Source organism: Microcoleus sp. Pol12B4, from assembly GCF_036701385.1.
Lineage (GTDB): Bacteria > Cyanobacteriota > Cyanobacteriia > Cyanobacteriales > Microcoleaceae > Microcoleus.
Window position 1 is genome coordinate 1 of the sequence record NZ_JAUBQR010000004.1, and the last position, 13,750, is coordinate 13,750.

Annotated in this window: 11 protein-coding genes, 1 tRNA gene and 1 pseudogene; 9 read left to right on the forward strand and 4 right to left on the reverse strand. The window is 45.3% G+C overall.

The window, feature by feature from the left end; all coding sequences use genetic code 11:
* Window positions 1-119: pseudogene (locus QUA38_RS01340) on the reverse strand (photosystem II D2 protein (photosystem q(a) protein)); the annotation flags it as partial.
* Between the two features lie 203 nt (window positions 120-322).
* Here QUA38_RS01340 and QUA38_RS01345 point away from each other — a divergent pair.
* From QUA38_RS01345 to QUA38_RS01375, 7 genes are all read left to right on the forward strand, one after another.
* A complete protein-coding gene (locus QUA38_RS01345) occupies window positions 323-889 on the forward strand; it encodes a photosystem I assembly protein Ycf4 (RefSeq protein ID WP_333100937.1) in 567 nt (188 codons plus the stop codon).
* A gap of 309 nt (window positions 890-1,198) precedes the next feature.
* Window positions 1,199-1,984, forward strand: a complete 786-nt coding sequence (locus QUA38_RS01350; RefSeq protein WP_445305016.1) for a peptidylprolyl isomerase — start codon at window positions 1,199-1,201, stop codon at window positions 1,982-1,984.
* Between the two features lie 218 nt (window positions 1,985-2,202).
* A complete protein-coding gene (locus QUA38_RS01355) occupies window positions 2,203-3,465 on the forward strand; it encodes a beta-ketoacyl synthase N-terminal-like domain-containing protein (RefSeq protein WP_333158533.1) in 1,263 nt (420 codons plus the stop codon).
* A gap of 337 nt (window positions 3,466-3,802) precedes the next feature.
* Window positions 3,803-4,912 carry an ATP-binding protein gene (locus tag QUA38_RS01360; RefSeq protein ID WP_333158535.1) on the forward strand — a complete coding sequence of 370 codons (1,110 nt, stop codon included), beginning with the start codon at window positions 3,803-3,805 and terminating at the stop codon, window positions 4,910-4,912.
* Window positions 4,913-5,096: 184 nt separating this feature from the next.
* A complete protein-coding gene (gene mutL / locus QUA38_RS01365; RefSeq protein ID WP_333158537.1) occupies window positions 5,097-6,974 on the forward strand; it encodes a DNA mismatch repair endonuclease MutL in 1,878 nt (625 codons plus the stop codon).
* A 425-nt stretch (window positions 6,975-7,399) separates the two neighbouring features.
* A complete protein-coding gene (locus QUA38_RS01370; protein ID WP_333158539.1) occupies window positions 7,400-8,224 on the forward strand; it encodes a transglutaminase family protein in 825 nt (274 codons plus the stop codon).
* A 226-nt stretch (window positions 8,225-8,450) separates the two neighbouring features.
* Entirely contained in the window at window positions 8,451-9,221 is a 771-nt protein-coding gene (locus QUA38_RS01375) for an alpha/beta hydrolase (protein ID WP_333158541.1), read from the forward strand.
* 140 nt (window positions 9,222-9,361) lie between these two features.
* On the opposite strand, the gene QUA38_RS01380 is transcribed toward QUA38_RS01375, so the two are convergent.
* Window positions 9,362-9,826, reverse strand: coding sequence for an SRPBCC family protein (locus tag QUA38_RS01380; protein ID WP_333158543.1), 465 nt, complete (start codon window positions 9,824-9,826; stop codon window positions 9,362-9,364).
* Window positions 9,827-9,973: 147 nt separating this feature from the next.
* Between QUA38_RS01380 and QUA38_RS01385 the strand changes: the two genes are divergently transcribed.
* Together QUA38_RS01385 and QUA38_RS01390 are read left to right on the forward strand one after the other, a co-directional pair.
* The gene (locus QUA38_RS01385; RefSeq protein WP_333158545.1) at window positions 9,974-11,041 is read left to right on the forward strand and encodes a transposase; all 1,068 of its coding nucleotides are present in this window, start codon (window positions 9,974-9,976) and stop codon (window positions 11,039-11,041) included.
* Between the two features lie 234 nt (window positions 11,042-11,275).
* The gene (locus tag QUA38_RS01390) at window positions 11,276-12,952 is read left to right on the forward strand and encodes a mechanosensitive ion channel (protein WP_333158547.1); all 1,677 of its coding nucleotides are present in this window, start codon (window positions 11,276-11,278) and stop codon (window positions 12,950-12,952) included.
* A 233-nt stretch (window positions 12,953-13,185) separates the two neighbouring features.
* Here the strand turns inward: QUA38_RS01390 and QUA38_RS01395 are convergent.
* Window positions 13,186-13,259: transfer RNA gene (locus QUA38_RS01395), tRNA-Pro, on the reverse strand.
* 37 nt (window positions 13,260-13,296) lie between these two features.
* Window positions 13,297-13,665 (reverse strand): DUF1818 family protein, encoded by a 369-nt coding sequence (locus QUA38_RS01400; protein ID WP_333158549.1) that lies wholly within the window; start codon window positions 13,663-13,665, stop codon window positions 13,297-13,299.
* Window positions 13,666-13,750: the final 85 nt, after the last annotated feature.

Consider the following 13,750-nt stretch of genomic DNA (forward strand, 5'->3'; position numbering starts at 1 on the left):
CAGGGGAATAGCAGGATGCCAGACCAGCCTACGAAGACGAAGCGATCGCGTTTGAGCCAGTCGTCGAGGACATCAAATATGCCTCTTTCGGTCTGGGCGCGTCCGACTGCGATTGTCATTGCGGTAAAATCCTTTTGCTTGTTAAAAGACCAAGGTTTCTAATTAAAGTTAACATAACTATATATTAGAAGTTCAGAATTTTTCAACATAATTAGCAGGAGTTGATACACAATGCCGATCGGTAGATCGCGATCTCGTCAGCGAAGCGTGACGCTCCGTGGGCTAATTGAATTAAGATTTGGCTTTAAGGCTGTTTAATTTTATGACTGCAAAAACAATGACCTCGATCGATCCTGTCCTGCGCTACCCGGTTTTGGGCTCCCGCCGCTTCAGCAATTACTGGTGGGCGACGGTGGTCAGCATTGGAGGGACTGGTTTCCTGCTGTCGGGCATTTCCAGCTACTTGCACGTTAACCTGCTGCCTTTTGCTGACCCGACTCAGCTCATTTTCATCCCCCAAGGCATTGCGATGGGTTTCTACGGTGTCTGTGGCGTGCTTTTGGCGCTTTACCTGTGGCTGACTATTCTCTGGGATGTCGGTGGCGGTTACAACGAGTTCGATCGACAAACTGGTAACATTCGGATCTTTCGCTGGGGTTTTCCCGGCAAAAACCGCAAGCTTGATTTTACTTGCAAGACATCGGACGTGCAATCTGTGCGGGTGGACATTAAAGAAGGTCTCAGTCCCCGTCGCAGTATTTATCTTAAGCTCAAAGACCGCCGTCAGTTTCCCCTGACTAGAGTCGGACAGCCGATTGCTTTGTCGCAAGTGGAAAATCAAGCGGCCGAATTGGCTCGATTTTTGCAAGTTCCCCTAGAAGGACTATAGGGATTTGCAATTTGCGATTTTAGATTGGTAATGTCTCGTAGGGTGCGCCGGGCCGCGCACCTTGCCTACCTGGTAAGTGAAAAATATCGCTTTGCGAGTAAGCCCGTTACCAATTTTTGAATCTATCAATTAACAATACTTCGGACAGTTTTTGATGGCCAACCGTAGAATAAGGGTTTCAAGGCTCCCAGGCAAGTTCGGTATTCCAGGAAAATCGCGGGTTTGAAACTACGAACTAAAAACTGTTCGGACTATTGAATTAACATCTTTAGTTGCAAAGTCCGTAATTGACTCAAAGTGAAAATACAAATGCAAATGCAAGTCAAAATTCAGCGGTGGTTGTTCTCACTTTTAATAATTGGCGCGTTGTTTGTCGGAGGATGCGCTAGTTCTCCTGTGGCAAACTCGACTCCGACGTCGAATCCGGCGTCGGGTGAAAATATTTCTTTGTCTCCGTCTCCTTCTCCTGCTGCTGTAGCCGCGAGTTCGCAATTTAGCAATTTGCCACGATTGGAAGGAAAAGCAACGGTGGTAATGACGGTTAAAGGTGCTCCAATTACGATCGAACTCGACGGCACAAATGCGCCAATTACTGCGGGCAATTTTGTCGATTTGGTTCAGAAAGGTGTCTACGACGGATTGGTTTTTCACAGAGTCGTGCGGGAACCTCAGCCTTTTGTAGTTCAGGGCGGTGACCCCCAGGGCAAAGACCCTAAATTCCCTACAGCGCGACTGGGAACTGGGGGTTTTATTGACCCAAAAACTTCTAGCGAACGCAGGATTCCTCTGGAAATTAAAGCTCAAGGTGCTGCCAATCCGACTTACAGCCAAACCCTAGAAGAAGCTGGGGTTAAGGAGAAACCCGTGTTGATGCACAGTCGCGGGGCTGTTGCTATGGCTCGATCGCAGAGTCCTGATTCGGCTTCTTCTCAGTTTTATTTTACTTTGACCGATGTACCCTTTTTGGACGGCAGCTATGCGGTTTTTGGGTACGTGAAGCAAGGGATGGATGTGATTGATAAGATTGAAGCTGGCGATCGAATAGATAAAGCTACTGTTACTCAGGGTTTGGAAAATTTTAAGCCTGTTCAGTAGTCAGTAGTCAGTCGTCACTCCTCAGATCAATTCCGGTTGCACGATCGAGATGATTGTGGACTGTTGACGGTTGACTCGATTTTATCATTCCGATGCAACCGGAAATGAGATCACTCGTTGGTCGTTGGTTAGTAGTTAATAATTAGTTCCAATCATAAATAACTAATAACTAATGACTAATGACTAATGACTAAAAAATTGGGAATCAGAGGGCAGATGTGGATGTTGTTGTTACGGGAATTGGCCTGGTTTCTGCTTTAGGCACTCTGGATGGTAGCTGGAAAAGATTGTTGTCTGGGGAATCAGGAATTCGGCAATATCAACCTTTTATAGAACTTGAACGGCGACCTTTGGCTTTAATAGGGACAAAACCTGTCGATTTAATAACTTTAACTCGGCAGGTTTTAATAGATGCTGTGCAAGATGCTAATTTGACTTTGCCTTTGCCTGATTGCGGAATTGCGATCGGTTCTAGCCGAGGCTTCCAGGCAAATTTGGAACTGTTAGCAAGCGAAGGAAGTTCGGCAACGGATTGTGTAACGGATGGAAGAAAGAGGGAAGTTGGAAGAAGTCTGAGGGAATTCGGAAGAGGGAAGTCGCAAGAAACAAGGGAATGCCCAATTACCGATTCCCAATTACCGATTCCCAATTATCAATTACCGATTCCCAATTCTCAATTTGTGAATTTTTTGCCTCACATGGGGGCGATCGCAGCGGCGAGGGCAATTGGTTCGACGGGGCCGGTATTGGCACCGATGGCTGCTTGTGCGACGGGTATTTGGTCGATCGCCCGCGCTGTTGATTTAATCCGTACCGGTGAGTGTCAGCGGGTGATCGCAGGTGCTGTCGAAGCGCCTATCACACCGCTGACTCTGGCTGGATTTAGCCGGATGGGTGCTTTGGCAAACAATGGGTGCTATCCCTTTGATGAAAATCGGGAAGGCTTTGTGCTCGGTGAAGGCGGGGCTTTATTTGTATTAGAATCAGCCCAATTGGCAAGGCGTCGTGGTGCTAAAATCTACGGTCGAATTTCTGGTTTTGGCTTGACAAATGATGCTTGCTATGCTAATGCGCCGGAGCAGGGGGGGGAAAGTGCAATCGCGGCGGTAAATCAATGTTTAAAACGGAGCAATTTAGCGGCGGTTGATATAGATTTTATCCATGCTCACGGTACTGCAACTGATTTAAATGACCGACACGAAGCACTGTTAATTGAAAAGTTATTTAACCGAGGAGTTGCTGTTAGTTCGACCAAGGCGGCTACGGGTCATACTTTGGGAGCTTCGGGAGCTTTGGGCGTGGCTTTTTGTTTAATGAGTATTAAATATCAGATGTTGCCACCTTGCGTGGGAATGAAAAAACCGGGGTTTGAATTAGATTTGGTTCGCTGTGCGCGATCGGCTATTGTCAGAAATGCGGTTTGTTTAAGTTTTGGCTTTGGCGGGCAGAATGCTGCGATCGTTCTATCGGGCGATCGTTAATTTTTGTAAACTCGGTCGAGCGGCTTTTAAATTACACGATATCTCTACAGTTAAAATCTTCTAAGGTGGCAGGAGAACCCACCCGCGGATCTAATTTAAATCTCAAAAATAGTACAATATTTATGTATTTTATTCAATTAACTGAGAATTGTGGTGAGATTACTGCTACTGCTATGCTAGCCTGGCTCTGCATCCCGACGCTGATCCTTGCCTCCAAGCCTGGGAGGTCAGAAAATAGAGGCAGATTAAAGCAGTATTGTATTTGATTAACGCACCGATCCCGATCGGCGAAAATAGAAGAAAGAAACTGTTTCAATTAAGTTTCAGGTATCTTAACATGGATCTGGCATTTCATCGATTTATGTCTTATTTTGAACCAGAGCAAGCTGCTCACCTCTGCCAAATAGCTGTTTTGGAGAGTTTTGATGAGGAAACGCTGGTTTTTGAAGAAGGAGAAACAGCGGATTTTTTCTATCTAGTTTTAGAAGGTAAAGTCGAGTTTAGCAAGCGCCTTGAAAACCATAAATATCAAATTGTTGCTGTGGCTAAGCCAGATGATTATTTTGGCGAACTCGGAGTTTTAGACGGAGAGCCACGCAGTGCTAGAGCTGTGGCAGTTGCAGGCTCTACTTTGGCAAAAATAGGCCGTAAAGAACTCATAACAACTCTCCAGTTTGCTAAAGGCAGTTCGGTACTGCAAATGTTTAGTTTCATTACTAAAAATTTACGGGATACCACCGATCAATATGTTAGCCAGTTGGTACACAAACAAAAAATGGTATTAGTAGGAGAAATGGTGAGTACAATTATTCACGATTTTAAAAGTCCTTTTACCGGAATTAAACTCTCCACTGAAATGCTCAAAGAAATGCACGAAGATGAGGAAACTCAGGAGTGGTGCGAACTTATTCAATTGCAGGTTCACCGAATGTTGGGGATGGCTGAAGAAGTATTAGAGTTTTCGCGCGGTAATTCTGTATTACATAAAAAACCCATTAATCTAATTCAGACGTTGCAACAGTTTGAAAAGTTGAACAGAGTTTATTGTGAAGCAGCAAAAGTAGATTTAGCAGTACGGGTGACAGAAGTCATCGTGGAAGCCGATGAAAATAAGATTTTGCGTGTTTTACAAAATTTAGTTGGGAATGCTGTTGAGGCTTTTGGCGGGAGAGGGGGCAGGGTAGAGATTGCGGTGACACAAAGTCAGGAGTGGGCAGAAATTAGCATTTATGATAACGGCCCGGGCATTCCGCCGACAATTAAGGAAAAGTTATTTGAACCGTTTGTGACTTATGGCAAGCGAACTGGTACTGGCTTGGGAACGGCGATTGTTAAGTCGATAGTTGAGGCTCACAAAGGAAAAATTACTTATGAGTCAGAGGATGGTAAAGGCACAACTTTTTACATCCGCTTGCCTAAAATTATGGCTTTAGCAGATCAAATTTAAGTCGGTACGAAGATTATATTTAGGACTTTTTCAGTAAGCCTCACAGACTTGGTTTATGAGTAGATATCTTGTTATAAAACAATATTTTTTACGTAATAAACCGGGTTTAAAATCCTAAGTTCTAATACTGTGCAACGAGTTACAGAATCAAGTATAATTAAATTAAATAACTGCTAAAAATTTGATGCCAGTTACTATTCAAACCTTACCCACAGAAGTTATCAATTTAATTGCCGCCGGTGAAGTCATTGACTCGATCGCCGCAGCGGTAAGAGAATTAGTTGAAAATTCTCTGGATGCTGGTGCAACTCGCATCGTTGTTTCTGTCTGGCCGGAACAGTGGCGGGTGCAAGTTGCAGATAATGGTACGGGAATGGATCTGGAAAATTTGCGACAGGCGGCTTCGCCTCACAGTACGAGCAAAATTACCACTGAAGCAGACCTTTACAAAATTGATACTTTGGGATTTCGTGGGGAAGCTTTGCACAGTTTAGCTCAGTTGGGCTGTTTGGAGGTTTTGAGCCGATCGAATGATTTGGGATTGGGGGATTTTTCGGAAAATCGAGAGTCGGCGCAAACCCCCGCCAAATCTTCATTTAACAAGGGGGGAGTTGAAAATGCTCGATCTGGCTGGCGGGTGATTTACAACAACGCAGGCGTTGCTGTGGAGGTGGAAACAGCGGCTATCGCTCCCGGTACGGTGGTGACTGTTGATAATTTGTTTGGCAATTGGCCTGTGCGTCGCAGTTTTTTGTCACCGACACAGCAAATGCGATCGATCCAATTAACCCTTCAGCAAATTGCTATTTGTCACCCGCACGTTAATTGGCAGTTGCGTCAAGGAAACACGCCTTGTTTGCACGTAACTCCTGGTAGCACAGCGGAACAACTTTTACCTCAATTCGTGCGCGGTGTGCGATCGAGCGATTTGCAGTATTTAAAGTTAGATTTGCCTGCGAGTCCTCAAAATCAGAAAGCAGCAAATTTATTGGTAGAAACTCAACTTGTTGGCGCTACAGTTAAACCTAATTACCAATTCCCAGTTGCTACTTCCCAATTCCCAATTCCCAATTCCCAGTTTTTAGAATTAGTAATTGGTTTGCCCGATCGCTGTCACCGCCGGCGGCCGGATTGGGTGAAAGTTGGGGTAAATCGGCGAGTTGTGCGATCGCCCGAATTAGAGCAAACTATTCTCAGCGCCTTTGCCCGCACCTGTCCGCGCGATCGCTATCCCGTGTGTTTTGTCCACCTGCAAATCTCCCCTTCGGAAATCGACTGGAATCGCCACCCGGCTAAGGTTGAAATTTATCTGCACGATCCGAGTTTTTGGCAAGCACAAGTTAGCGCAGCAATTGCTCGTGCTTTGCATTTGAACGATGAAGTTTTGCCGCCTGCCCCAATTCCCGAGCGAGTGGGAAAATTGCTGAAGGCATCGGAACAAAAAAGTGCTTACAGTGTCGGGATTTCGGGTAGGCAGAATGACAACGGCGGCGAACAGGAAAAAGCTAATAAAATAGGATTGATGGAATTGAGGGCGATCGCTCAAATTCACAATACTTACATTGTTGCGGAACACCCGAACGGAATGTGGTTGATAGAACAGCACATCGCTCACGAGCGCGTTTTGTACGAGCAATTGTGCGCGGCTTGGCAGCTAAAATGTCTAGAAAAACCCGTGATTCTTAGTCAATTATCGGCGCTACAAATTGAAAATTTATCTCGCTTAGGCTTGGAAGTAGAAAGTTTTGGGGAACAGCTATGGGCAGCCCGCGAAGTTCCTGAATTGTTAGCCGATCGAGATGACTGTGCGGATGCGCTTTTTGAACTCAGTAAAGTCGCAGATTTACAAGCTGCTCAAGTTGCGACTGCTTGCCGTAGCGCTATGCGAAACGGTACTCCTTTGAGTCTTTCCCAAATGCAAAATTTGTTGGATGAATGGCAGCAAACTCGCAATCCGCGCACTTGTCCTCACGGCCGCCCTATCTATTTTGCTTTGGAAGAATCGACTTTGGCTCGAATTTTTCGCCGCAGTTGGGTGATTGGCAAAAGCCATGGAATTTGAAAGTTGATTTGATATCCGAGGGGTCTCACCTCAATCTCGATGCAAAAAAATATATCGTGAAGCTTTATTAAAAATAATAGCTGATTTATATGAAAAAACTTAGAATAGATCTAAATTAAAATAATGCACTGTTTTTAATATTTTTTGGGCAAGATGCCTGTTGCCTTTTTCACAAGAAAAAATGCCTGTATCACCATAAAAAGGTTAGTTATACTACCAAAAGCTGAAACAGGAAAAATGCCTGTTTCACAAGGAAAAATGCCTCTATTACAATAAAAAAGGTTGATCATACTAGGAAAAAGGTCGGTTTACCCGAATAATCTTTGTTGTGGAACAGGCATCTTGCCTGTTCCACAACGAACAGGCATCTTGCCTGTTCATGATATGTGTATAAAATGTCAATAAAACATAAATCAATAATAAATATGGATTTTTCGATCGCGCGACAACTCTTTTATCAAGAAATAAATCAGCCGGATGGCTCGATCGACCTGGCGAAAGCTGCCCTTTACATGGCTTTGGAAGAATACCCGAATTTAGAGCCCGATGAGTACCTCAACGCTCTCGACACGATCGCAGATGAAGTGCGCTTACGCCTGCCGGCACAGAATTATCCGCTGCGGATTATTCAAACTATTAACGGCTATTTATACAGGGAGTTGCAGTTTACGGGGAATGATGCGGATTATTACGACCCCCGCAATAGCTTTTTGAATGAAGTGATCGATCGCCGTACTGGCATCCCGATCTCTTTATCTTTGGTGTATTTGGAGGTTGCTAAGCGCATTGATTTTCCGATGGTGGGAATTGGGATGCCGGGACATTTTTTAATTAGACCGGATTTTGAAGATGCTGGTATTTTTGTTGATGCGTTTAATGGCGGCGAGATATTATTTCCTGAAGATTGTCAAGGGAGACTTTCTCAAATTTACGGCCAACCTATGAAGTTGCAGCCCGCTTTTCTCGCCCCGGTAAGTCGCCGACATTTTTTGGGGCGAATGCTGGGAAATCTGAAGGCGATTTACTTGCAGCAGCGAGATGCTGTGAGGGTACTCTTGGCAATCGAACGGATTTTGCTGCTGTTTCCGGATGCGCTGGGTGAACGGCGCGATCGCGGAATTCTCTATTATCAACTGGGACGCGTGACCGAAGCGCGCCACGATTTGGAACTATACCTGAAAAATGCTCCGAATGCTGAGGATGCTGCTATAATTCGCCAATTGCTCGATCGGCTCGATCTAGATCTTTGAACTTAAATTCGCTATATGTCGCACAGCACACTATAAGACCTCAAAGTGACACTCAATAAACTGCTGCGCGACGACCAAATTTCGCTTTTATCATTTTTGCAAAGGTATCTAAAATTATCAAAACGGTAACTATAACATATTAATTCCCAATTAACACCTATCTTTTGATAGGTTGAATTTGCTTGACTTGACTGTAGAATCATAGGTCATTTACGGAAATTCCGATGTGACTTTCCCGACTGATACCCGCACAGATACCCGCACAGACGAGCTATCTAAAAAGTATTTTGACGTAAAGAGGCAAAAACTCATGAACTTTCAGTTTCAACAAGGTTATCTCAACGGAATGCAACCGCTGTCAGCCCATTTAACCAAAAGAATGTCAAAGTCTTTATCTTTAGGTTTGGCGCTTTTGCTGGGAACAAGTGCAGTATTCCTAAGCAGTAGCAAAGCCTTTGCATTAGATAATGTTACCGTAAAATACGGTGCTGTTGACGTAACATTACCGATGAGCGACTTGCAAAGCTTTGCACAAACCGGTCAAGCCTCATCTCAACTACAAAGCGTTCTGAGTCTTGCGAAACAAACTCCCGAGTCGGTGCGCGAAATATTAACGCGAGAAGTGCCTTTAGATTCTCAATTAGTAGCGCGGCTGGCAAGCACTTATTTTGGGGAAATTGTTTTCAAACAATTGGGAGAGGTTGCTTATGCGCCGGCAACTCGGCTGCAAAGCGCGCCGGCACTCCGTGATGCTTTAGTCGCAGCTTCTAAAGATGGCAAAATATCGCTGATTGAAGTAATGCAAAACTACAGCCCCGCTGCATTAGAGGTTGACGGCAATCAAGCGATGGTGATCTACGAGCGAGTGATTAAAGATGTGCAAGATTTGCAAGCTTTGTATCAAAATTCCCCGGCTTTGCAAAATACGGCTAACCAAGCCGTGAATTCGGCGAGAGAAATGATTTGTCAGCCCAATCCATCGGGAAGTACGAAGTAAATAACTTAACTTGAGGGAATGGGGAATTGGGAATTGGGAAGTTGGTGCTTTTTTTCCTATTAGCTCTTGGTTTTCAGCTATTACAAATTACCCATACTTCGGCTACGCTAGGGTAAAAATTCCCAATTACCCCTTACTCATTATACATTACCCATTTTTTGAGATAATTGCTCGGCTACCCGCTTGAGGCGGCGGAGTTGGTCTTTCATATCTTTTTCTGTCCAAGGGGCTGCAAAGCGATTGAAACCAAATCTAATTAAAGGATTGGGAATTTGAAATTCAAAGCGGTTAATCAAGAGAGTTCCTTGGATTTGCGGCTGGCATTCCCAACGATCGCATCCTTTGAAAAATCCGTCAAACCCCCACACAATTAAACCGGGTTGTCGCTCCAACACAACACTCTCCAAAGTGGGTTGCAAAACAGGAATTTTTATGATAAACAAACTACGACTTCCTACAGCAGTATCCCATTCGCCCTGGGGATCGCAGCGCAGCAGGGGATTGAGCCACTTGTGCATTAAAGTGCGATCGACTATACACTGCTCCACCAGAGTAGCAGCAGCGCGAATTTCAATGGATTGCTCGAAAACTTGACGAATTGACATGAGAACCTGCAACAAGAAGGGTATTACAAAACTTTGCTTACTTGATAGTCATTTATTTACTTGTACCGTCAATTTTTCCAGAAATTAAAAGATTGACACACTCATAAATACAGTGTATCATCTTGAATTAAACTATATATACCAATTATGCAGCTAGTCGAAAGGCACGTCATTAAACCAAATCATAGGTTTTATCGAAAAGCCGATCGACTTTCTTGGCTGTGCAAAAATCTTTACAACAGCGCTAACTACATCTACCGTCAAAACTTTTTCGCCAGCCAAGAAACAAACGCTCTGGCTGTTGATCGCGCGCTTAAAACAAGTCTTGATTACAAAGCACTGCCCGCAAAAGTAGCACAAACCACGCTCGGCTTAGTCCTCAAAGTATGGACTAGCTATTATCTTTGGGTGCGAAACTATCAGAAAGACCCAACTAAATTTCAAGCAGCACCGAAAATCCCTCATTATCAAGGTTCAAGAGATCGAAAAAGAGAGGACGTGCGCTATGTATTTGTATTTAAGTGTCAAGCTATCAGCAAAAGAGCCTTAAAAAAAGGATATGTTCGCCCCTCTGGGACTAATATTTGGTTGCCCTCAAGAGTCATCTTCATTCGGGAAATCCGGATTGTTCCCACAGTAGGTTGTTATGGAGTTCAGGTGCTCTATGAGAAGTTAGAACAGCCTTTACAAGTTAATCAGAGAGTAGCTGCCATAGATTTAGGGTTAAACAATCTGGCAACATTAACCTACAATGTTCTTGGATTAGTACCCACAATCTACGACGGACGAGCTGTTAAGTCAACCAATCAATTCTGCAATCAAGTTTCAGCGCCCTTGAAATCATTGCTGCCTGCAGCGCAAAAAACCAGTAAAAAACTTGCCAAATTGTGGGGCAAGCTTAACTGTAAAGTAGATTACTACCTCCACACGACGAGTTCCGCAATTATTAAAGGACTCGTCAATCATCAAATGGGCTTGCTGGTTATAGGCGGGACCCAGGATTTTAAAGAGGGGATTAATACTGGTTTGATTAAAAATCAAAATTTTGCCTGTATTCCCCAGCGCCGATTTCTGCAAATATGGCAGTACAAAGGACAACTTGCGGCAACTCAAGTTGGGTTAGTTGAAGAGAGTTACACATCCATATGTTCAGGTTTGGATTTGGAACCAATTCAACAACATTCCGACTACATTGGCAGTAGGGTAAAAAGATGATTGTTCAGAACCAAAACAGGAGGATTCATAAATGCCGATGTGAAAGGTTCTTGGAATATTGGCTCAAAAGCAGTCGGAGATGGGTTGATCCCAAATTCGATAGAGGGTTTTGTAGTTAACCCAGTACGATTAAAAGTGTACAAACATTAAATTTAGGCGATGTCTAGATTTTTTGGAACTATTATTAAAGTTTCGTCTTCTCCTTGTCAAATCTGACGTTAACCTGAGAAAAAAATGAATGAAACTTGGCAAGAAATAACTCAACCCATATCGGGCCCCATAGCGGCGTTGTCCGATCGCATTTTGTCCCAGGCCCAGCCCGGGAATCCGCTGACAGATGCAGAACGCGGAATTAACAATTTCCTTCAGGGCTCAAACATTGAAAATCTCCTCTGGGCCGTCGGTATCCTGCTCATTGGCTTGATAGTATCAGCCCTCGTCTCATCTGTAGTGGGGGGATTGCTCAAGAAGACTACGCTGGACAATCGTCTGGCTGCTTGGATTACAGGCCGCCCAGAAGGAGCTGGAGCCCCGCAAGTGGAAAAATGGATTTCCGCAGCGGTGTTCTGGATCATTTTTGTCTTTTTCCTAATTGCCTTTTTCAACCGCCTGAATCTAACGGCTGTCTCGCAACCCCTCAATACTTTTCTCAATCAAATTACCGGTTTCTTGCCGAAGTTAGCCGGCGCGCTAATTTGGTTGGGAATTGCTTGGGTGTTGGCAACTGTCGCCAAAATGGCCGTATCGCGGGCGATGCGGGCTTTTAGTGTGGACGAGCGCTTGAATCAGGAAGTGGGCGCTGCACCCACTGAGCGCCCTTTGCTGCTGAGCGATACTGTGGCGAATGCGCTGTACTGGTTCATTTTTCTGCTGTTTTTGCCACTGATTCTCGACTCGCTGGAAATGCAGCAGGCTCTGCTGCCGGTTAATAATTTACTCAACCAAATTCTGGCGGCTATTCCCAAAATTCTGGAAGCTGTGCTGATTGGGTTTGTCGGCTGGCTGCTGGCTATGGTGGTGCGACGGATTGTCACAAATCTGTTGGCTGCTGCTGGGGCGGACAGTTTGGGCGCTCGGTTTGGAATTTCGCGGACTTCGGGCGGACAATCGCTGTCGTGGATTGTCGGGACGATCGTCTATGTTTTAATTTTGATTCCAACAGCGATCGCAGCTCTGAACGCTTTAGACATTCAGGCGATTTCGCAGCCGGCAGTCGCGATGCTCAACGACATTTTGGGCGCGGTTCCCAAAATATTCACGGCGGCGCTGATTCTGGCGCTTGCTTACATTTTGGGGCGCTGGGTAGGCGATTTGGTTACTAATATCCTGACCGGAATTGGCTTTAACAATGTCTTTTCTTGGTTGGGAGTGCAGGCACCGAAACAGTCGCTGAGGCTACCGCCAAGTTCGATCGATCCGGAGGCAACGATTCTTCAGGAACCGGAACTTCCGGCCCGCACGCCTTCTGAGTTGGTCGGCATTGTGGTGCAGGTGGGCATCCTGCTATTTGCAGTGGTTGCGGCTACCGACGTGCTGCAAATTCCAGCGCTGACGGCGATTGTTAGCGGTATTGTCCTGGTTGCAGGTCGGGTGCTGGCAGGTTTGGTGGTATTTGCGATCGGCTTGTATTTGGCGAATCTGGCGTTTAGTTTGATTGCTAGTTCTGGAACTCGCCAAGCGCGGCTTTTGGGCCAAGCGGCTCGGATTGCGATTATTGCCTTTGTTTCGGCCTTGGCGCTGCAACAGATGGGCATTGGCAGCGATATTGTCAATTTGGCTTTCGGGCTGCTGCTCGGGGCGATCGCAGTGGGCATTGCTCTAGCTTTTGGTTTGGGCGGGCGCGAGATTGCGGCCGACCAAATTCGCGAATTGTTAGCGTCGTTTAAACAAGATAAGACGCCACGTTTGTAATTCTATAAAATGGCGTTTGTCCAGTACAAACGCCATTTTTTTTTGATTAATTTCATTGTGAGTGAGGGCCCGAAGCAATCGCAAAGCCTTGGAATTTGAGGATACAGCTATAGACTGTTTGGCAGCAGAGATTGATTTTTGTTTCTGGGCCGATGCCCCTAATTGAGAATGTTAAGAGCTGCGTCGCCGGCCTAAAACAACAAAACCTTCTCATAGAGAAGGTTTTATCACAATCGGAGCGGCGGGATTTGAACCCACGACCCCTACTACCCCAAAGTAGTGCGCTACCAAGCTGCGCTACGCCCCGACAGCTTTAATAGCTTAGCATAGAATTCCCGAAAAAGTCAAAAAACTTTTAAAACTTTTGCGGCCTGCACCAAAGTCGGAACCGCAGCGGCCGGCCAAAAACCCTCGCACCTTCGGCCAGCATTCAAGATCAATTGCACGCTGTAAGCTTCTGGATATCCTTCCACCTGCACCCACAGCAAATCGCTTTCGGCTTCAATGGCGATTTTTTCCTCGTCCATTAACTCAGAGGCCATTTGACTCATTGTGCCGGCTAATTGCCCCAACAATCGGCAAAAATCGTTCAACTCAGCCTCCGTGAGTTCGATCGCCCAACCGTCGCCAGCCACCAAACCCTGAAACTCCTCCACCTCCGGGTTCCATCCCAAACGCCATCCGCTACCAGTCTTAATTATACGTTCCACCATTGAGGGATTTTAGATTTTAGATTTTGGATTTTAGATGAGCAGGACTTATATCAATTCTGGTTACAGGGGAATAGTCAAATGCAAT